Origin of the sequence: Myxococcus sp. MxC21-1, assembly GCF_032612255.1 — a bacterium.
Taxonomy (GTDB): Bacteria; Myxococcota; Myxococcia; order Myxococcales; family Myxococcaceae; genus Myxococcus; species Myxococcus virescens.
Window position 1 is genome coordinate 3,789,372 of the sequence record NZ_CP123278.1, and the last position, 18,931, is coordinate 3,808,302.

At 69.2% G+C, this 18,931-nt stretch carries 13 protein-coding genes and 3 pseudogenes; 11 read left to right on the forward strand and 5 right to left on the reverse strand.

What is annotated here, in order from left to right; all coding sequences use genetic code 11:
* Positions 1–16: 16 nt before the first annotated feature.
* The gene (locus QEG98_RS17615) at positions 17–502 is read right to left on the reverse strand and encodes a GAF domain-containing protein (protein WP_316567909.1); all 486 of its coding nucleotides are present in this window, start codon (positions 500–502) and stop codon (positions 17–19) included.
* Positions 503–694: 192 nt separating this feature from the next.
* Here QEG98_RS17615 and QEG98_RS17620 point away from each other — a divergent pair, with 192 nt between their 5' ends.
* Positions 695–1,339, forward strand: coding sequence for an SIR2 family NAD-dependent protein deacylase (locus QEG98_RS17620; RefSeq protein WP_316567910.1), 645 nt, complete (start codon positions 695–697; stop codon positions 1,337–1,339).
* 55 nt (positions 1,340–1,394) lie between these two features.
* Here QEG98_RS17620 and QEG98_RS17625 read toward each other — a convergent pair.
* Positions 1,395–2,956 (reverse strand): annotated as a pseudogene (locus QEG98_RS17625) (serine/threonine-protein kinase).
* A 254-nt stretch (positions 2,957–3,210) separates the two neighbouring features.
* On the opposite strand from QEG98_RS17625, the gene QEG98_RS17630 reads away from it, so the two are divergent.
* Positions 3,211–5,184, forward strand: a complete 1,974-nt coding sequence (locus tag QEG98_RS17630; protein ID WP_316567459.1) for an ABC-F family ATP-binding cassette domain-containing protein — start codon at positions 3,211–3,213, stop codon at positions 5,182–5,184.
* A 55-nt stretch (positions 5,185–5,239) separates the two neighbouring features.
* Here QEG98_RS17630 and QEG98_RS17635 read toward each other — a convergent pair whose 3' ends face one another.
* Complete coding sequence (locus QEG98_RS17635) at positions 5,240–5,869, reverse strand: zf-TFIIB domain-containing protein (protein ID WP_316567460.1); 630 nt, start codon at positions 5,867–5,869, stop codon at positions 5,240–5,242.
* Positions 5,870–5,954: 85 nt separating this feature from the next.
* Complete coding sequence (locus QEG98_RS17640) at positions 5,955–8,198, reverse strand: ATP-binding protein (protein ID WP_316567461.1); 2,244 nt, start codon at positions 8,196–8,198, stop codon at positions 5,955–5,957.
* A 107-nt stretch (positions 8,199–8,305) separates the two neighbouring features.
* Between QEG98_RS17640 and QEG98_RS17645 the strand changes: the two are divergent.
* The 9 genes and pseudogenes from QEG98_RS17645 to QEG98_RS17685 all read left to right on the forward strand — a co-directional run.
* Positions 8,306–10,709, forward strand: a pseudogene (locus QEG98_RS17645) (transglycosylase SLT domain-containing protein).
* A 230-nt stretch (positions 10,710–10,939) separates the two neighbouring features.
* Positions 10,940–11,143 carry a cold-shock protein gene (locus tag QEG98_RS17650; protein WP_011553379.1) on the forward strand — a complete coding sequence of 68 codons (204 nt, stop codon included), beginning with the start codon at positions 10,940–10,942 and terminating at the stop codon, positions 11,141–11,143.
* Positions 11,144–11,278: 135 nt separating this feature from the next.
* Complete coding sequence (gene selA, locus QEG98_RS17655) at positions 11,279–12,676, forward strand: L-seryl-tRNA(Sec) selenium transferase (RefSeq protein ID WP_316567462.1); 1,398 nt, start codon at positions 11,279–11,281, stop codon at positions 12,674–12,676.
* On the forward strand, positions 12,673–13,266 hold the full coding sequence (locus QEG98_RS17660) for an HNH endonuclease (protein ID WP_140862554.1): 594 nt from the start codon (positions 12,673–12,675) through the stop codon (positions 13,264–13,266). The genes selA and QEG98_RS17660 overlap by 4 nt, the downstream gene beginning before the upstream one ends.
* Before the next feature lie 220 nt (positions 13,267–13,486).
* Positions 13,487–14,440, forward strand: a complete 954-nt coding sequence (locus QEG98_RS17665) for a P-loop NTPase (protein ID WP_090491300.1) — start codon at positions 13,487–13,489, stop codon at positions 14,438–14,440.
* Positions 14,437–15,270 carry a J domain-containing protein gene (locus QEG98_RS17670; protein ID WP_316567463.1) on the forward strand — a complete coding sequence of 278 codons (834 nt, stop codon included), beginning with the start codon at positions 14,437–14,439 and terminating at the stop codon, positions 15,268–15,270. Before QEG98_RS17665 ends, QEG98_RS17670 begins: the two co-directional genes overlap by 4 nt.
* A gap of 400 nt (positions 15,271–15,670) precedes the next feature.
* Positions 15,671–16,240 carry a helix-turn-helix domain-containing protein gene (locus QEG98_RS17675; protein ID WP_316567464.1) on the forward strand — a complete coding sequence of 190 codons (570 nt, stop codon included), beginning with the start codon at positions 15,671–15,673 and terminating at the stop codon, positions 16,238–16,240.
* 85 nt (positions 16,241–16,325) lie between these two features.
* On the forward strand, positions 16,326–16,589 hold the full coding sequence (locus QEG98_RS17680; RefSeq protein WP_011553384.1) for a hypothetical protein: 264 nt from the start codon (positions 16,326–16,328) through the stop codon (positions 16,587–16,589).
* A gap of 10 nt (positions 16,590–16,599) precedes the next feature.
* Positions 16,600–17,472: pseudogene (locus QEG98_RS17685) on the forward strand (RluA family pseudouridine synthase); the annotation flags it as partial.
* Between the two features lie 147 nt (positions 17,473–17,619).
* Here QEG98_RS17685 and QEG98_RS17690 read toward each other — a convergent pair.
* Positions 17,620–18,930: an HD-GYP domain-containing protein gene (locus QEG98_RS17690; protein WP_090491303.1), complete on the reverse strand. Its 1,311-nt coding sequence runs from the start codon at positions 18,928–18,930 to the stop codon at positions 17,620–17,622.
* Position 18,931: the final 1 nt, after the last annotated feature.

An 18,931-nucleotide genomic window follows, 5' to 3' on the forward strand; every position in this document is an offset into this window, starting at 1 on the left:
CGGACGCGGGCCGCCGCTACCGCTGGAACCAGCGCACCAGCTCTTCCAGCTCGCGGCGGTCCACTTCGTCGAAGGTGTTCTTGTGCTCGGAGTCGATGTCGAGCACGGCCAGCAGCTCCCGGTTGCGGCCGAACACCGGGACGACGATCTCCGATGCCGAGCGCCCGTCACAGGTGATGTGGCCCGGGAAGGCGTGGACGTCCGCCACCACCACCGACTCGCCCTTCGCCGCGGAGGCACCGCACACGCCCTTGCCGAACGGGATTTCCAGGCACCCGAGCGTGCCTTGGTAAGGGCCCACCCGTAGCAGCCGGCCCGGCGTGACGACGCGGTAGAATCCCGTCCACAGGTGCCCGAAGGCGTGGTGCAGCAGGCAGCTCATGGTGGCCATGCCGGTGATGTCGTCGTCGATGCCCTCGAGCACCGCGCGCACGTGCTGCTTCAGCTCGGCGTAGGCTTCGGCCTTGGGCATGCCGCGCAGATCCAGGGTGACTTCCGCCATGATGGGACCTCGCAAGGCGACCTCCCGCGAGCATCAGGCCCCGGTAGGGTCAGCGTCCCATCCATAGCTTGATTCGCTTTCCGCCGCACAGGAGCCGACATGGATTCGCTCATCCTCGATTCGAATACCTGGCTGCTCGTTCTCACGGGCGCGGGAGTCTCCGCTGAAAGCGGAGTCCCCACCTTCCGCGGGATGAGCGGACTCTGGGAGGACCAACCCGTGGAGGCCGTGGCGTCGCCCGAGGGCTTCCGGAAGGACCCGGCGCTGGTGTGGCGCTTCTACTCGGAGCGCCGCAAAGCCGCCGCCGCCGTCCACCCCAACCCGGGCCACGAGGCGCTCGTCGCCTGGGAACGCCACCTGGGGGACCGCTTCCTGCTCGCCACCCAGAACGTCGACGGCCTGCACACACGCGCCGGAAGTCAGCGGGTGGTGGAGATGCACGGCAACCTCTTCAAGACGCGCTGTAGCCGCTGCGAGCGGCCCCCGTTCGAGGACGCCACCGTGTACCCCGCGGGGGCGGTGCCCGCGTGCGACGCGTGTGGGAAGCAGCTGCGGCCCCACATCGTCTGGTTCGGCGAATACCTGGACCCGGCGGACATCCAGCGCATCGAGGACTTCTCGCTGCGGGTCGCCACCTCGGGGGGACGCTTCGTCTTTCTGGCGGCGGGGACCTCTGGCGCCGTGTACCCGGCCGCTGGAATCGTGGACCAGGTGCGCAAGGCGGGCGGGAAGACGTGGCTCGTCAACCTGGACCCGGCGGAGAACTCCAACCGCTTCGAGCACCGCATCGTGGGCAAGAGCGGAGAAGTCCTCCCGACCCTCGCGAAGCTCGCCTGACGCGGGGAGCGGAAGGACAGGGGCACCGCGGCGCTTTCGCGTGCCCCCGTAGGGACTATTCGAAGACGGAGATGTCAGGCCCGGACGGGCTCGCCGGCTTCGGCGGGGGCGCGGCGAACGCCCGGGAGCCGCGGCTCGCACGGGCTCCAGCACCACGTTCGCCGTCTGCGTATCCCCGGCCACCCGGCGCAGGTTGAGCGTGAGCTCCTTGTCCTGGTGCCCCGGCAAGCGGAAGCTGAAGGAGTGCACCTTGTCGCGGCGGAGCTGGAGCTTCGTGGGCGTGGTGCCCACCATCTCCTCGCCTTCGTAGATGGATGCGCCGGACGGCGTCGAATCGAGGCTCACCGTGAGGACGGACGACTCCTCGGGCGTTCCCGTCGTGCCGGTTGCGGTCTGCGCCGTGGCCGGTGGGGCGTCGCGGGGGACGTTCACCACCACCGGCGTCGCGGGGGCGCTGCCGCCCGGGTTGCCCAGGACCACGGCCGCGCCAATGCCCAGCAGGACCAGCGGCACGGCGACCAGGGCCACCTTCTTGCCGGTGGACATGCCCTCCGGCTCGGGAGGCGGGGGAGGAGGAGGCGGCGCGGACCGGGACGCCTGCGAGCGGACGCGGCTGGGAGAGGACGACGAGCCGCTCGCGCCGCCCTGGGGCCTGGCGACGACGACGTTGGACGGCGTGGAGCCCCGGCCCAGGGTCGGCGCGGCGCCCACCCGCGAGGAGCGGATGCCGCTCTGGCTCCCCTGACGGCTGGAACGGCTGCGGCTGTTGCTGCCGCGCTCGCTGGCGCTGGGGACGCCGCCGCTCGGCATGGCGTCAAGCTCCTCGGAGGTGAGGTCCGCCACGGTGTCCAGCATCGCGTCGATGAACTCCTGCGCGTTCTGGTACCGGTCCTCCTTCTCCGGGGCGAGCGCCTTCTTGAAGAAGGCATCCAGCGCGGCCGGCACGGGGGCGCCCTGGCGCTTGGTGTTGACGGCGGGCACCGCCTGGGTGAGCGACGCCGTCAGCGCCTTGCGCACCGTGTTCGCGCCGAAGGGCGAGCTGCCGGTGAGGCAGAAGTAGAGCACGCCGGCCATGGAGTAGAGGTCGGAGCGCTGGTCCACGGACTCGCCGCCGGCCTGCTCGGGCGGCATGTACTGGGGCGTGCCCAGCACCTGTCCGGTCGAGGTGAGCTGCTCCTCCTCCTCGGACTCCATGGCCTTCACCAGCCCGAAGTCCAGCACCTTGACGAAGTCCTGGCCGCTGAGCTGCTGCACCATGATGTTGTGCGGCTTCAGGTCGCGGTGGACACAACCCTCCGCGTGCGCGTGCGCCAGGCCCTGTGACGCCTGCTCCACGAGGCTCAAGGCCCGTCGCAGGGACATGGGGCCCTGGCGCTTCACCGTCTCCTTCAGGCTTTCGCCTTCCAGGAGCTCCATCACGTAGTAGCAGGTGCCGTCCGGCGACCGGCCGAAGTCGAAGATGGTGATGACGTTGGGGTGCCGCAGTCGGCTGGCGAGCTCCGCCTCCCGGCGAAAGCGCTCGAAGAACTGGGGGGCGGCGGCCAGCGACGGGTTGAGCGTCTTCACCGCCACCGGGCGCTGCACGGACGTCTGGGTGGCACGAAACACCATGCCCATGCCGCCCTGGCCCAGGACGCTTTCGATTTTATAACGGCCGTCGAGCACCTGGCCGAGGAGCTGGAGGCTCTGGCCTGAACAGAGGTGGTCGACGCCGTCGGTGCTTCCGCAATGGGGACAGGGGGCAGCCATGTGGGGCCAGAGTATAGACAGGCCCTGGCCCAACCCGGAAAGCCCCTGTAGGGCCCCAGAGCGAACGGGCGGGCACATCCGACATTCCCGAGGGGCTCGCGGGCTGTTACATCCCCGGCGCCATGAGCCTCGTCATCGCCCAGGACCTCTGTCTCTCCTACGGAAAGAAGGTCCTCTTCGATCAGGACAGTTTCACACTGGGTCCCAGGGACCGAGTGGGCCTCGTAGGGGCCAACGGGACGGGCAAGAGCTCGCTGATGAAGATCCTGGCGGGCGTGGCCCAGCCCGACTCGGGGACGGTGCAGTACAGCCGCAAGGCCCGAGCGGGCTACCTGCCGCAGGAGATCGCCGGGCTGCCGGATGGCACCGTGGTGGAGGCGGTGATGAGCACCGTGCCCGGCCGCGATGCCATGGAGGCGCGCCTCAAGGAGACGGAGGCGGCGCTCGCCGCCGCCACGGACGAGGAGGACCAGCTGGAGCTGTCCCAGTCCCTGGCGGACCTTCACGCGGAGCTGGACGACTTCGAGAACCGCTACGGCCGCCACCACGCCGAGCGCATCCTCAAGGGCCTGGGCTTCCGCGACACGGACCTGGCCAAGCCCACCTCCGCGCTGTCCGGCGGCTGGCGGATGCGCGCGGCCCTGGCGGGTCTGCTGCTCCAGGACCCCGACCTGCTCCTGTTGGACGAGCCCACCAACCACCTGGACGTGCCCACGCTCACGTGGTTCGACGACTTCATGCGCCGCTCCAACAAGGCGCTGGTGCTCATCTCCCACGACAAGGACTTCCTCAACCGGCAGATCAACCGGGTGGTGTCCCTGGAAGTGGAGGGCGTGCGCGAGTACGCGGGGAACTACGACGAGTACAAGCGCCTGCGCGCCGAGGAGAAGGAGCTGTTGAGGGCCCGCGCCGAGAAGGTGGAGTCGCGCCGCGCGGAGTTGCAGGGCTTCATCGACCGCTTCGGCGCCAAGGCCACCAAGGCGCGACAGGCCCAGAGCCGCGCGAAGATGTTGGAGAAGCTGGAGAAGGTGCAGGTACTGGAGGAGCGGACGTCGATGAAGTTCCGCTTCCCCGAGGTCGAGCGGAGCGGGCGCGACGTGGTGACGCTGGAGGGCATCACCAAACGGTACGGCGCACAGACCATCTATGACGGCCTCACCGGGCGCGTGGAGCGTGGGCAGCGCATCGCCGTGGTGGGCGCGAATGGCGCGGGCAAGACGACACTCCTGAAGATGGTCGCTGGCGAGCTGGCGCCGGACACCGGGACGGTGACGCTGGGGCACAACGTGGTGGTGGGCTATTACGCGCAGCACCACGCGGACAAGCTGAACCGGCAGAACACCATCATCGAAGAGGTGCGCCCGCTGGCCGCGGACAAGCCGGAGAGCTACGTGCGCGGCGTGCTGGGCGCGTTCCTCTTCAGCGGCGACGATGTGGAGAAGCCCATTGGCGTGCTGAGTGGTGGTGAGCGCGCGCGGGTGGCGCTGGCCAAGCTGTTGCTGGTGCCGTCCAACTTCCTGCTGATGGACGAGCCCACCAACCACCTGGACCTGGACTCGGCCGAGATGCTGATTGAAGCCCTGAAGGGCTACGGCGGCACGTTGCTGTTCGTCAGCCACAGCCGGAGCTTCATCAACGGCCTGGCGTCGCACGTGTGGGAGGTCGCGGACGGGAAGCTCACGCCGCACCCAGGCAACCTGGACGACTACCTGTACCACCAGCAGAAGCTCCAGCAGGCGGCGGCGGAGGCCTCGGCCATGGCTGCGGGCCAGGCGCGGGGCGAGAAGGTGTCCTCCGGGCCGATGACGGAGAAGGACCGCAAGCGCCTGGAGGCGGAGGCGCGCCAGCGCCGCAGCGTGGTGGAAGGGCCCCTCAAGAAGGAGATCGCGAAGCTGGAGGCGCGCATCGCCGAGGTGGAGGCCGGACAGAAGGAGCGCGAGGCGCAGCTCGCGGACCCGGCCCTCTACAACGACTTCGCGCGCGCCAAGCCGCTGATGGACACGCACCGCGCGAGCAAGGAGGAACTGGAAGACCTCTATGCCCGCTGGGAGGCCGCGCAGGAGAAGCTGGCCGAGGCGTCCGCGTCACTGGGATGAGGGCCGCGCGGCGCTCGCCCGGCTCATCGGGTGAGCATCCGGTGGAGCAGCCACATCAAGCCCTCGGAGGCGTACCCGGCCAGGTTGAAGGTTTGGCCTCCACGCCGGGTGGGGACGAACATCGGGATGTCATGGCTGCTGAACGTTTCCCTGTAGGGGGTGGCGCCACTGGGCGCGCAGCTCCCGCAGTAGAGGCGCTCCTCCGCGACGAAGCCGTGCTCCAGCCGGAGCTTGCGCCGGCACGCGGTACAGCAGGGGGCCCTTCGAGCCGCACCGTGGCGCGGGCATCCAGCGGCTCGTCGCGGTACGTCTCCACGGCGTCTTGCAGTTGCTGGAGCTCGCCCTCGTCCAGGGCCACGCCCGCGCAGCCCGAGCACACCTCCATGGGGACCCCGAACACCTCCACCACGGGCAGGGGCGCGCGGCCACAGCGCGGACAGGTGGGGGCTCGGGTTCCGCAGTGTGTGCACTCCGGGACGGACTGGAGCTCGCCCTGACAGCCCTTGCAGCATCCTGGGCGGTTCTTCGCGCGTCGCAGGAGCGCATCCGACACGGAGCCTCCCATGACTTTCGTGAGCGCTTCGCCCTCGAACCACACCGCGCCACAGGCGCCACAGGTCTCCAGGGGAAGCTCACCGCTGGGCGTGAGCTGCATCGAGTTCTGGCAGAAGGGGCATGCGCTCATGGGGATGAGCTATAGGCGCTCGCCCCCAGGGGTGAAAGCAGCAATGTCCGGACGGTGCGTTCCCCCGGTGCACCACCCGGTGTCGCTACGCGCGGAGCCGCTTGCGGCGCTCCCGCTTGGCGCGGCCGTCCCCATGCGATGGCTTGCCCGCGTCGCGCAGTTCATCGGACACGGGCAATGACTGCGACGGCCGCTTCCCGGCAGGCAGGCCGTCCACGGAGATGGCCTCCGCGGGTGGCTGTTCGGAGGGGAGGGCGGGGAGGCGGATGACGAACGTGGTGCCCTCGCCCATCTTGCTCTGCACGGAGATGCTGCCGCCGTGGTTCTTCACGATGCGTTGGCAGATGGCCAGCCCCAGGCCCGTGCCTTTCTGCTTCGTCGTGTAGAACGGCACGAAGATGTGCGGGTGCTGGTCCGAAGGAATGCCGGGCCCGTTGTCGGACACCTGCACCTCCACGAACTCGGTGCCGGCGCTGCGCAGCTCACCGAAGCGCTCCGGCTTCTCCGTGCGCACGCTGATGCGGCCCTCGCGCGTCTCGAGCGCCTGCACCGCGTTCTGCACCAGATTGATGAGCACCTGCTTGAGCTGCTCCGCGTCGCCGTCCACGCGCGGCAGCATCAAGTCCAGTTCCACGGCCAGGTGGAGGTTGGACGGCACATCGTTCTGGATGAGCCGCATGGTGCGCGTGACCACTTCGTTGAGGTCGGTGGTGCCGAAGCTCTGCTTCAGCGGGCGCGCGTAGTCGAGGAACGCCGTCACCACGCCGTTGAGCCGGTTGACCTCCTCGACGATGACTTCGAGGAACTCCGCGTCTTCGCCCTGGTAGTGCGCCGGGTCCAGGCACTGCGCCGCGCCCTTGATGGCGCCCAGCGGATTGCGAATCTCATGCGCGAGACCCGCCGCCATCTCGCCCAGCGCGGCCAGGCGGTCCCGCTCGCGAATCTTCTCATAGAGCTTGGAGTTCTCCAGCACCGTCGCCAGCCGCTCCGCCACCTCCAGGATGATGGCGATTTCGTCGGACGCGAAGGCCTCCGGCACCCGTTCGTCCCACAGGTTGAGGAACCCGATGACGCGGTCATTGCCCATCAGCGGCACGGCGATGCCGGCCTTCACCTGCACCAGCGCCGTGCGCGTGTCGTTGAGCCGCTTGAGCTCGTCCCGGTAGCGCTTGCCCTCCACCGCCTGCAGCCGCATGGTGGCCATGCGGCGCTCCACGTTCTCCCGCAGCACCGCCTTCTGTCCGCTGGCCGCCGCGAAGAGCAGGCCGCGCGCCACCGCCGTGTCCAGGAAGGCCACCGGCAGCGGCCCGCGTGAGTCCAGCAGCCGGTACCCGGGCCGGTCCTCCGCCAGCAGGTACACGGAGGCGTGCGTGACGCGGCCCGTCTCGTGGAGCGTGTCCAGCACCAGCCGGGCCAGCTCGGAGATTTCAATGACATTCGCCATGCGCGCGCGCAGCGCGCCCAGCGAGTCCAGGAGGGCGAAGCGCTCGCGGAAGAAGATGCGCACCACCATCTCCTCCACCTTCACCTTCAGCGGCTCCAGGAGGATGAGGATGACGAAGGCGGCCACCACCGTATTGAAGAGGAAGAGGCCGGTGTTCTCCTTGCCCCACGCCGTCAGCACCGTGAAGACGGCGGCCAGGATGCTGGCCAGCACCGTCTGCGAGGCGATCTTGCCCAGCAGTTCGTGCAGGTCCATCAGCCGCAGGCGCAGCAGCGTGTGGGCCAGGAAGAACAGGTACAGCGTGGAGAAGACCGACCCCAGCGTGGGGAAGGGGATGCCGAAGCTGACCAGGAAATCCAGCGCGGAGAAGAGGATGGCCGCGCCCGCGCCACTGGCCAGGTACGCCAGCCGGAACTTCTCGATGCGTGACTCGGTGGTGCGGACCCGGTGGAGCAGCAATGAACCGTAGGTCAGCAGCGTGCCCAGCACCCACACGCCCATGCCCACCCGGGCCCAGAGCTTGTCGGCCAGGGGGGTGACCGCCACGGTCAGCCCCAGGACGGCGGACAGCAGGGCGAGCCGGCGGCCCACCAGGTTCGTCCCCTTGCTGACCCCCAGGAACTCCAGGAAGAAGGCCACGGCCGCGCCCGGCACCAGGGAACCCACCAGGATGGTGGCGCCCACGAAGATGCGGGATGTCCACGGGTAGTCGCCGGCCGGGAAGACGCTGTGAAAGAAGAGCGAAAGGTAGTAGCCGGCCACCGTCAGCGCGAAGACGGAGTACAGCGTCAGTACCCTGGGCCTGCCGGGCCGCAGCAACATGGACACGCCCAGGGCGAGCCCGATGATGGATGCCAGCAGCGCGCTCTGTGTCCGGATGTCCATGAGGAGGCGGACAGTCTAACCTGTGTCAGCCTCCGGAAATTTTCCATGACCTGCCGGTTGTCCTGGGGCGAGCCCGCGCGCATCTCCCTGGGACCCAGCCCCCGCGTATGAAGCCCTTCCTTTCCAAGCTCGCCGTCGCCGCCTCCGCGCTCCTGATGACCGCGCAGGCACCCGCCCCGCAGGCGGTTTCGTCCACCCCGGCCGAGCCCGAGGCGTCCGAAGCGCCGGCCCAGCACCCCAGCAACGCGCCTCCAGAGGCGCAGTTGTCGCCCCTCCCGACTCGGAGAAGGCGCCGCTTCCAGTGGGCTACGTGGAGGTGCTCAACCCCGCCTTCCCCAATGCCGCGCCGCCCACACCGGTGGTGCACCGGGGCCGCCGCTACGCGCTGGAGGACCGGCGCCCTACTTTGGCGAGGGCAAGAAGAAGGAGGCCCGTGACGCGTTCGACCGTGGACAGTACACGCGCGCCCGCGAGCTGCTGAAGGACGAGGGTGACAGCCCGCCGGTGCGCTACCTGCGCGCCCTGGCCGCCGTGCGCGCCGGAGATGACGCGTCCGCCGCCAAGGAATTCGCCGCGCTGGCCCCGGACTATCCCGCGCTGAAGGACCGCTGCCTGACGCATGGCGGCGTGGCGCTGGAGAGCCTGCGCCGCTTCGATGAGGCCGCGGTGCTGCTGGAGCAGGTGCCACCCGAGTCCAAGCTGTACGTGGACGCGCGGCTGGCCCTGTCGCGGGTGCTGCGCAAGAAGAAGGACGCGGCGGGCGCCATGGCCGCGCTGGAGCCGCTCACGTCGCGCGCGGCGCCCAGTTGGGGCCGCAACGTGGGCGCCGAGGCGCTGATGGCCATCGCCGACATCGCCGCGGAGAAGAAGGACAAGGCCGCCGAGCGCGCCGCGCTGTGGCGCCTGTGGGCCGCGCACCCGCTGTCCGCCTTGTCGAAGCAGGCCGAGAAGCGCCTCAAGGGGCAGACGCCGCCCGTCGATGCGCGGGTGGGGCGTGGCGAGGCGCTGGTGGAGCTTCACCGGAACAAGGCCGGCCTGGAGCAGTTGGAGCCGCTGCTGCCGAAGCTGGCGCTTCCGGACCCGCTGGCCTGCCGCGCGCACTTCGCCTTCGGCAAGGGCATGCGCAAGGAGCGCCAGCACACGCGCGCCATCCAGGTGCTGACGCCCGTGGCGGAGAAGTGCCAGGACCGCGACCTGCTGGCGCGCGTGCTGTACGTGCTCGGCTCGTCGCGCTCCATCGTCGACCAGGCGCGAGGCACGGAGACCTACGAGCGGCTGGCGCGCGAGTTCCCGGACCACTCGTTCGCGGATGACGGCCTCTTCTACGCGGCCGACCTCTACCTGAAGACGGGCCGTCCGAAGGAGGCCATGGCCCGCCTGGACACGTTGGCCCGGCTGTACCCGCAGGGGGACTTCCTGGGCGAGGCGCTCTTCAAGGCGTTCTGGATTGCCCGCACCACGGGCGTGGAGGACTCCGGCTTGTCGTTCCTGGACCGCATCGAGGCGCAGTTCGCCAAGGCGGATGAGAGCTACGACGTGGAGCGCGCGCGCTACTGGCGGGCGCGGACGATGCAAGAGAAGGGCAACATCCAGGGCGCGGCGGAGCTGTTCGAGAAGCTCTCCGTGGACCACCCGGCCACCTACTACGGGCTGATGGCGCGCTCGCAGCTGGCGAAGGTGGACCCGCCGCGACTGGAGAAGGTGTCCGCCGAAATCTTCACCGTGCCCGAGGCCGCCAGCCCCTGGCCGCTGTTCGCCGGCCCCATGGGCGAGGACCCGCACTTCCGCGCGGGCGTGGAGCTGTACCGCCTGGGCTTCAAGGAAGCCGTGTCGTCCGAGATGCTGGCCGTCAACCGGACCAATCTGCCCGCGGAGTCCGTGCGCCTGCTGGTGCTGGTGCTGCACGAGGCCGGGGACGAGCGCTCCGCTCATGCGGTGGCGCGGCTGGCGCTGCGGAAGGACTTGAGCGGGCGCATCACGCCGGAGACGCGCGTGGTGTGGGAGGTGGCCTATCCCAACGCCTTCCGCGACAGCATCGAGAAGCACACCGCGGACGCGGGCGTGGAGCCGGACCTGCTCCAGGCGTTGATGCGGGAGGAGAGTGCGCTGGACCCCAAGGCGCTCTCGTGGGCGGGAGCGATGGGCCTCACCCAGTTGATGCCGTCCACCGCGAAGGGCGTGGCGCGCGACCTGAAGCTCAAGCGCTTCAGCGTGGACCAGTTGCTCCAGCCCGACCTCAACATCCGCATGGGGGCCCACTACCTGGGCGGCTTGCTCAAGCGCTTCAACGGGCACACGCCCTATGCGGTGGGCAGCTACAACGCCGGTCCTGGCGCGGTGAATCGTTGGAGGTCCGACAGGCCGGACCTGGCGCTGGACGCATGGGTGGAGGAAATCCCCATCTCCGAGACGCGCGGCTACATCAAGCGCGTGCTGCGCTCCTTCAACACGTACCAATTGCTGTACGGACGGGCGCCCAAGCTGCCGGTGCTCAAGAGCGCCGCGAAGTAGGTGCGCTGCCGCCATCCGGGCGCCTGCTGGGTGGTGTCGGTGGAGAATTCGTGCGGAATGGGGCGCGGATGCCGCGGGTTATGTCCACGCCCGGAAAAAGGGTGCCTGCGTGTGGGGGACCCCCTATGCAACTGGCCGGAAACGTGACACATGGCCAAGGCCGCACCCTCACACGGCGTGGCAACCAGCTCAATTCATGAAGCTGGTAGAGAAAGACGAAGAGAAGCGTAATGGCGACTGGTACCGTGAAGTGGTTCAACGATGCGAAGGGCTTTGGGTTCATCATGCAGGACGGCGGCGGCGAGGACCTCTTCTGCCACCACACTGCGATTCAGACCCAGGGCTTCCGCACGCTGCAGGAAGGCCAGAAGGTCGAGTTCGACGTGGCCCGTGGCCCCAAGGGCCTGCAGGCTCAGAACGTTCGCCCGGTCTGAGTACCTACTGAGCGCTCATAGCGCTTAGTCCGAAGGCTCAGTCTCCCCGAGGGAGGCTGGGCCTTTTCCTTTTTGTCACCTCGATGTTCCAGGGCGCGCCTGGAACTTGCCCGGCGGCTCCCCTAGACTCGGGGCATGGGCGCCCCGTCGAACAGTGGAGACGGTGGGAAGAATGCGCTCTTGCGCGCGCTCCCCTCCGTCGAGCAGCTCCTGCGGCGCCCGTCGCTGGACCCCCTGTTGAGCGGAGTCCCCAGGGCCCGTGCCGTGGCCGCGCTCCGGCTGGCGGTGGACCGGGCCCGGGGCCGGTTGGTGGCGTCGGGCGGGCCGGGCTTCGAGGATGCGGATGTCCAGCACGCCCTGGACACGCTGGCCACGCCGGGGCTCCGGCCCGTGCTCAACGCCACCGGGGTGGTGCTGCACACCAACCTGGGACGCGCACCCCTGGCGGCCTCGGCCGTGGCGCGCGTGGCGGAGGTGGCCCGGGGGTACTCCAACCTCGAGTACGACCTGGATGAGGGAGAGCGGGGCAGTCGCTACGCGCCGTTGGTGGGCCTGCTGCGCTCGCTGACGGGCGCGGAGGACGCGGTCGTCGTCAACAACTGCGCGGGCGCGGTGCTGCTGGTGCTGGCGGCGTTGGCGTCCGGCCGCGAGTGCGTGGTGTCGCGCGGTGAACTGGTGGAGATTGGCGGCGGCTTCCGTGTCCCGGAGGTGATGCGGCAGTCGGGCGCGAAGCTGGTGGAGGTGGGCACCACCAACCGGACGCGGCTGTCGGATTACTCGGCGGCGCTGGGCCCGGAGTCGGCGCTGCTGGTGAAGGTGCACCGCTCCAACTTCGCGCTGGTGGGCTTCACGGAAGAGGTGGAGGTCGCGGAGCTCTCGGCGTTGGGCCGCGCGCGCGGCGTGCCGGTGTTCCAGGACCTGGGCGCGGGCGCGCTGGTGCCGCTGAAGGGCGAGGGCCTGAGCCGGGAGCTCACGGTGGCCCAGGCCGTGGCGGCGGGCGCGGACGTGGTCGCCTTTTCGGGAGACAAGCTGTTGGGAGGACCCCAGGCGGGAGTCGTGGTGGGCCGGTCCGTGCTGCTGGCACGCATCAAGGCCCACCCGCTCATGCGGGCCCTGCGGGTGGACAAGCTGACGGTCGCCGCGCTCGAAGCCACCCTGGCGCTGTACCGGGATGGCCGGGCGGACGAGGTTCCGGTGCATCGCCTGCTTGCCCAGTCGCCGGAAGACCTGCGCACCCGGGCGGTACGGCTGCAGGGCCTGCTGGCGGGGCGGGGTGTGCGTGTGCGGGTGGCCAGCGTGGAGGGGCAGGTGGGTGGGGGTGCCATGCCGCTGGCCAGGTTGCCGTCCTCCGCGTGCATCCTCACCCTAGGGACGCCGGAAGAATTCCTGGAGCGCCTGCGCGGAGGAATGTCGCCGGTTATTGGGAGGATCGCGGATGGCGAGGTGCTCCTCGACGTCCGGTGTCTCGAGGAGGAGGAGCTCCAGGCCGTCGCGGATGCCGTCGCGGCCGCCATTCCAGGGAACCCGCCATGATCAACAGCGCCGTGCTTGTCCTCAACCGGTACTACCAGCCGGTGCATGTCACCTCGGTGAAGCGGGCGTTCTCGCTCCTGTACCTGGGTGTGGCCAAGGCCATCGACTCGCAGTACCGGCTCTACGAGTTCGCGGATTGGGCAGAGCTGAGCGCGACACAGGACTGCATCACCACCATCGAGCGCACCATCCGCGTTCCCCGTGTCCTGGTGCTCAGCGCGTATGACCATCTGCCCCGAGGCCGGGTGCGCTTCTCCCGGCTCAACATCTACGCGCGCGACAACGACACCTGTCAGTACTGCGGCAAGAACCTGCCGCGCAGCGAGCTGAACCTGGACCACGTCATGCCGCGCACGCAGGGCGGCAAGACGACGTGGGAGAACGTGGTGTGCTCCTGCGTGCCCTGCAACCTGAGGAAGGGTGGGCGCACGCCGGAGCAGGCCCACATGAAGCTGCTCAAGAAGCCCGTGCGCCCGCGCTGGACGCCGCTGTTCCGCGGCGCCACCCGCAAGGTGACGTACCGGGAGTGGCTGCCGTTCCTGCATCTGGCGGATGCGTCGTACTGGAACGTCGAACTGCTCGACGAGTAGCGCCTGCCTGGTGGGCATCCGGGCTCGCCGCAGGGGCTGGAAACACCGGGAGTGACGGGTTTCCGGCGCATGTGCGGGCCGGGATGTTCCACTGAACGGATGCAGAAGGCCGGGGAGTCGACGCGACCCCGGGTTCGGGATTTGATGGGGGGGCATGCCCCAACCCTCGCCAGCGCCCTGGACCGAATCCCGTGTCCTGGGCCCCGCGGAGCCAGGCTCCATGGTCTCCGGCCCTCCTGGTCTGTCACGCCGTCCTCGTCCGCGGCGCATCATCGCCGTGGGAGGCGGGAAGGGCGGCATTGGCAAGTCCATGGTGTCCGCCAACCTGGGTGTGGCCCTGGCCCAATCCGGGGCCAACGTGCTGCTCGTGGACGTGGACCTGGGCGGCGCCAACCTCCACACGTGTCTGGGGGTCGGACAGCCCAACGCGACGCTGTCCGACTTCCTTCGCCGGAACAAGGCGCAGCTGGAAGAGGTCATCGTTCCGACGGGCGTGCCCCGGCTGTCGCTGATCGCCGGCGCGCAGGATGCGCTGGACGCGGCCAACCTCAAGTACGCGCAGAAGCAGAAGCTGCTGCGGACGTTGATGGGCACGTCGGCGGACTACCTCATCCTGGACCTGGGCGCGGGGACGAGCTTCAACACCATCGACTTCTTCATCCTCGCCGACCACGGCGTGCTGGTGATGCTGCCCGAGCCCACGTCGGTGGAGAACGCCTACCGCTTCGCGAAGGCGGCCTTCTTCCGCAAGCTCCAGCAGGTGGAGTCGCAGTACGGCATCGAGGACCTGGTGGAGGACGCGCTCACCACCCGTGAGGGGGCGCTGCGCACGCTGCATGACGTGCTGGCGCAGGCCCGGCGCAAGGACCCGGCCATCGCGGACCGCTTGGAGCGCGAGCTCTCCGCGTTCCGCATCCGGCTGATCGTGAACCAGGCGCGCACGGATGCGGACCTGTCGGTGGGCACCTCGGTGGCCGCCGCATGGAAGAAGTTCTTTGGCATCGAAATGGATGTCCTGGGAGCCATTCGCTACGACGACGAGGCGTGGCGCGCGGTGCGCAAGCGCAAGCCCGTCCTCATCGAGCGACCGGATTCCGCGGCGGCCACTGCCATTCAGGGCATCGCAACGCGTATCCTCACACTCGACGGCTCCCCTCAGCGTTCCACACCATGAAGCCCTTCGAGCAGCAGACCTATTACGAGATTCTCGAAGTCCCCGTCACCGCGCCGAAGGAGGAGATTCGGGCGGCGTATGAACGGCTGACGGAGCTGTATTCGCCGGACTCCATCGCCGTCTATGCGCTCGTGGACGAGGGCCAGGTGGATGAGCTCCGCACTCGGCTCGCCGAGGCGCTGGAGATTCTTTCCGACGAAGAGCTGCGTGCCGAGTACGACAAGGACCTGGGGCTCCCGGCCCGCCGGTTGATGGACGCGGTGTCGACCGGGGGCGAGGTGGCACACGCCGCCTCGCCGGTGGAAGCGCGCGCGGGGCTCGTTGGGGTTGCCGCATCCGGCGCGGAAGATCAAACTGGCCACCTTTCGACGCAGGTCCCCGAAACGGGGACGAACGGGAGGACAGGAGCAGTGCGAGACGTGCCGGTGGAGGACTCGGAGACCGCGATGACGGGGCAGGGCGGGGAAGGGGAGGCCGGGGCCCATGCGACGGAGCCTCGGGTGGAGCCGGTGCCGGCGTCCTCGGGACATGCGGACTTCCGGGCGTCGTTTTTCCGTGGGTTCTCGTTCGCGTACGTGTCCAGCTCGTTGCAGGACACGCAGCGGCTGGGGAGCGCGGTGGATGTCCCCGTTGCGTCGATTCAGCCCCAGGTTTCGGGGAGTGGAACGGGCACGGGGGCCGCGAGCGCTGAGTCGCAGCGCGAGGCCTCCGGTGCGGTGGCTGCGGCTCCGGTGGGTGAGCCGTCCGCGGCGCATGAGGCTGCTGCGGGGGCCCTGGCGTCGTGGCGGCCAGCGCAACTGCTTCGGTTTCCCCAGCGGGGGCCGCGGTAGCGGGCAGCGCACCGGCCCCGGCGACGGCTCCCCAGGTCAGCGTCCCTTCTTCGGGCAGCGACGCCTCGGTGACTGCTTCGGCCGCCGTGCCGACGCTTGGTCCGGGTGCGCTGGCTCCGGTCAGTGATGCGCCGGTGTCTGCGACGGCCGCCGTGCCGACACCTGGTCCGGCAGGCGCTGTCAGTGCGCTGGCTCCGGTCAGCGATGCGCCGGTGCCTGCGACGGCTGCCGTGCCGGCGCCCGCCTCGGCCGCTCCCGTCAGCGCCCCGGTGGCGGAAAGCAGTGCCGTGGTGGCTGCCTCGGCCACTCCGGCCAGCGGCCCAGCCGCCGCGCCGGTTCCCACGCAAGGCGCTCCGGTCAGCGCCGCGGCGGCGCTGCCCCTTCGGCGCCTGCTACCGCCGTGACTGGCGCCCCAGCGTCGGAAGCCAGCGCTGAGCCCCACCCGCCGGTTCCAGCGAGTGCCAGCCCGGTACCGCCGGCCTCCCAGGCACCCGACGCCGAGTCGACCGCCCTCGTCCCTGTCCGTCCGTCGCCCGCCACGGAGGCTCAGCCCGAGCCCGGCCGGGCTGGAGCGCGTCCCGGGCGGCCCCTGGGAGACGCGCCGCAGATCGCCCAGGACTCCGCCATCGCCACGGCGGAGGCGGCGCTGGCGCAGGCGTCCCAGGCCGCGTCGCGGGCCCGTGAGCCCCGGCCTCGCATCCCGGACATCCCGTCCGATGCCGAGTTCAACGGCGAACTGCTCCGCCAGGTCCGCGAGGCCCGGGGGGTGACCCTCCAGCAGGTGGCCGACCGCACCCGCATCACGCGCATGCACCTGGAGAACGTCGAGGCGGATCGCTACAACCTGCTCCCGCCCTCGGTCTACCTGCGAGGTATCCTGATGAGCCTCGCCCGCGAGCTGGGGTTGGATCCACTCCGCGTGTCCAAGAGCTACCTGGCCCTGTCTTCTGAGAAGTCAGGCCGGAAGTAGGGGAGGCGCCCGGAAGTGCTCGGATGTCACCGGCGTTGCGAGGAAAGTTGACTCGCCTCCAGCCGCTGCCTAAGTAGGTAGCACGATGACGGACGAGGAAAAGGTCAAGGCGATGCGGCTCGCCCGTGCGATTGCCTCGGATATCTCGCTCTACAACGAGCAGAAGATCATCAAGGGAATCGAACAGGACAACCTCTTCGAGGTCCTCAAGGAGGAACTGGAAGAGGGCCGCGAGCTCTACAAGAGCCGCGTCAGCCAGGAGATCTTCACGAAGATGAACTTCTTCGAGCGGGCGATCAACGACATCGTCCTGCGCTCGAAGGCGCATGTGAAGTCGAAGATCTGGTAACCCCCTCCCCGTGGTAGCGCCTGACACGCGAGAGCACCGCGCTCCGCCCGAAGCTCGCGGCGAGCGCGTCGACCAATACCTCGCGCGCGCGTTCCCGGACCTCACGCGCTCTCGCATCCACGGCCTCATCGAGGCCGGGCATGTGCTCGCGGACGGCCAGCCGGCCAAACCGGCCCGGCGTCTGCGCGGCGGTGAGCTGCTCGTCCTCCACATTCCGGCGCCCGTTCCCGCCGTCCCATTGGCGGAGGAGCTGCCGCTCGCGCTGTTGCACGAGGACCGCGACCTGGTCGTCGTCGACAAGGCGGCGGGCATGGTCGTCCACCCCGGCGCGGGCCACGCCTCCGGCACCCTGGTCAACGCGCTGCTGCACCGGGTGAAGGACCTGGCCGGTGTTGGCGGCGAGCTGCGGCCCGGCATCGTCCACCGGCTCGACAAGGACACCACCGGCTGCCTCGTCGTGGCGAAGAACGAGCAGGCGCTGGTGGCGCTCCAGAAGGCCTTCAAGACGCGCGCGGTGGAGAAGACGTACCTGGCGCTGGTCCACGGCGTCCCGCCGACGGAAGGGCGCATCGAGACGCTCTACGGCCGTCACCCCGTCCACCGGCAGCGCTTCACGGGCAAGGTGAAGGAGGGCAAGAACGCCATCACCGAGTACCGCGTCCTCGAGGCCTTTGAAGGCGCCGCGCTGGTGGAGGTGGACCTGCTCACCGGCCGCACGCACCAGATTCGCGTGCACCTCTCCGAAGCCGGCCACCCCCTGCTCTGCGACGCGCTCTACGGCGCCGGACGCAAGGCGAAGGGCGCCGCGGCGGAGGCCCAGGAGCGGCTGGGGCGCCGGGCGCTCCATGCGTGGCGCCTGTCCTTCGCGCACCCTCGCACGGGCAAGGTGCTGAAGCTGGAGGCGCCCATTCCCGCGGACTTGGAGGCGGCCCTGACGCTGCTCCGGGCCACCGTCCCCGCGCCGCCGGAGGCCCGCCCGCCACCCGAAAGCAGCCCGCGCCCCGGAAGGCGGCGGGCGGCTCGAAGCGGACTACAGGCCGGACACGCTGAGCGACTGCTGGCGCTTGGACAGCACCTTCACGGGCTGGATGGCCATCACCCGCATGAAGACGGACAGCAGCTCCGGGTCGAACTTGTTCCGCATCTCCGACCACATCAGCATCAGCGCCACCTCCGGGCCGTAGGCATCCCGGTACGGGCGCTTGGAGGTGAGGGCGTCGTACGCGTCGCAGATGGCGATGATCTTCGCGTACACCCCGAGGTTCGTCTTCGGGATGATCATCTGGATGTTGCCGCGGGAGTCGCGCACGGCGGTGCCGAAGTCCGTCTTGTGCTCGAACGTCGTCACCACGCGCAGCAGCGTGGAGCGGCTGAAGCCCTTCTCCATCAGGATGTTGCGCACGGAGATGAGCGGCGCGCGCTGCACCGTCTGCTTCTCCTCGGGCGTCAGCGCGCCTCGCTTCGTCGACAGCTCCTCCGACAGCGTGGCCATGCCGGCGTCGTGGAAGAGGGCGATGTAGCCCAGGTCGCGCAGCTGCGGCTTCGTCAGTCCCAGCTCCGCGCCGAAGACGACGCTCATGAGGCACACGTTGACCTGGTGGTACACGAGGTAGTCGTCCTCGCGCCGCATGGTCGTCATGCCCAGGAAGTGCGTCCGCTGCTCGTAGGAGATGTCGACGAAGTCCTGCACCAGGCGCAGCGCCTTGGAGGCGTTGATGGGCTTTCCGGCGCGCACGGACTCCAGGTACTTCGTGAGGAAGAACACGGCGCGCGCGTAGATGGTCATCGCGTACTTCTTGCGGTCCACCTTCTGGTCGCCCGGGTTGTCCAGGTCCTTGTTCAGCTTCTCCTTCAGCTTGGAGAACTTGGCCACCCGCATGTTGAGCAGCTTGCGGTTGGACAGGCCGTCCTCTTCGGACGCGGTCGTCTGCTCCTTGCTGAAGATCCAGATGAAGTTCTTCAGCTCCGGAACGGTGACGGGCTTGGTGAGCGTGAAGCCGCCCACGTCCTTCGAGCGCAGCTCCGTCAGCAGGTATCGCTGGTTCTCGATGGAGTTGAGGTCCACCTTCACCAGCATGCCGTTCAGGTAGAACGACTCCTTGACGCCCGTGAGCTCCAGGCGGCCTTCCTTGCCGATGATTTGATTGATGATGTCCTGGAGCTGGTGCAGCGGCTTCTGGAAGACCGCGTTCTCCGGGTCATACATCTTCACCGAGCGCACCAGCATGTACAGGCCGGCCACCAGCGAGCGCGCCAGGACCTGGAGCTTCTCGTTGTGCTCGCGGCCGTACTCGTTGGTGTTCTCGTCCTGCGCCTGGGTGATTTTCAGGTTGTCGGCCATA

Excerpts from the sequence above, each read along its gene's own strand:
- QEG98_RS17650 (WP_011553379.1), top strand. The coding sequence starts at position 10,940 with ATGGCGACTGGTACCGTGAAGTGGTTCAACGATGCGAAGGGCTTTGGG.
- QEG98_RS17670 (WP_316567463.1), top strand. The coding sequence starts at position 14,437 with ATGAAGCCCTTCGAGCAGCAGACCTATTACGAGATTCTCGAAGTCCCC.
- QEG98_RS17615 (WP_316567909.1), bottom strand. The coding sequence starts at position 502 with ATGGCGGAAGTCACCCTGGATCTGCGCGGCATGCCCAAGGCCGAAGCC.
- QEG98_RS17665 (WP_090491300.1), top strand. The coding sequence starts at position 13,487 with ATGGTCTCCGGCCCTCCTGGTCTGTCACGCCGTCCTCGTCCGCGGCGC.
- QEG98_RS17630 (WP_316567459.1), top strand. The coding sequence starts at position 3,211 with ATGAGCCTCGTCATCGCCCAGGACCTCTGTCTCTCCTACGGAAAGAAG.
- QEG98_RS17635 (WP_316567460.1), bottom strand. The coding sequence starts at position 5,869 with ATGAGCGCATGCCCCTTCTGCCAGAACTCGATGCAGCTCACGCCCAGC.
- selA (WP_316567462.1), top strand. The coding sequence starts at position 11,279 with ATGGGCGCCCCGTCGAACAGTGGAGACGGTGGGAAGAATGCGCTCTTG.
- QEG98_RS17660 (WP_140862554.1), top strand. The coding sequence starts at position 12,673 with ATGATCAACAGCGCCGTGCTTGTCCTCAACCGGTACTACCAGCCGGTG.
- QEG98_RS17620 (WP_316567910.1), top strand. The coding sequence starts at position 695 with ATGAGCGGACTCTGGGAGGACCAACCCGTGGAGGCCGTGGCGTCGCCC.
- QEG98_RS17680 (WP_011553384.1), top strand. The coding sequence starts at position 16,326 with ATGACGGACGAGGAAAAGGTCAAGGCGATGCGGCTCGCCCGTGCGATT.
- QEG98_RS17690 (WP_090491303.1), bottom strand. The coding sequence starts at position 18,930 with ATGGCCGACAACCTGAAAATCACCCAGGCGCAGGACGAGAACACCAAC.
- QEG98_RS17640 (WP_316567461.1), bottom strand. The coding sequence starts at position 8,198 with ATGGACATCCGGACACAGAGCGCGCTGCTGGCATCCATCATCGGGCTC.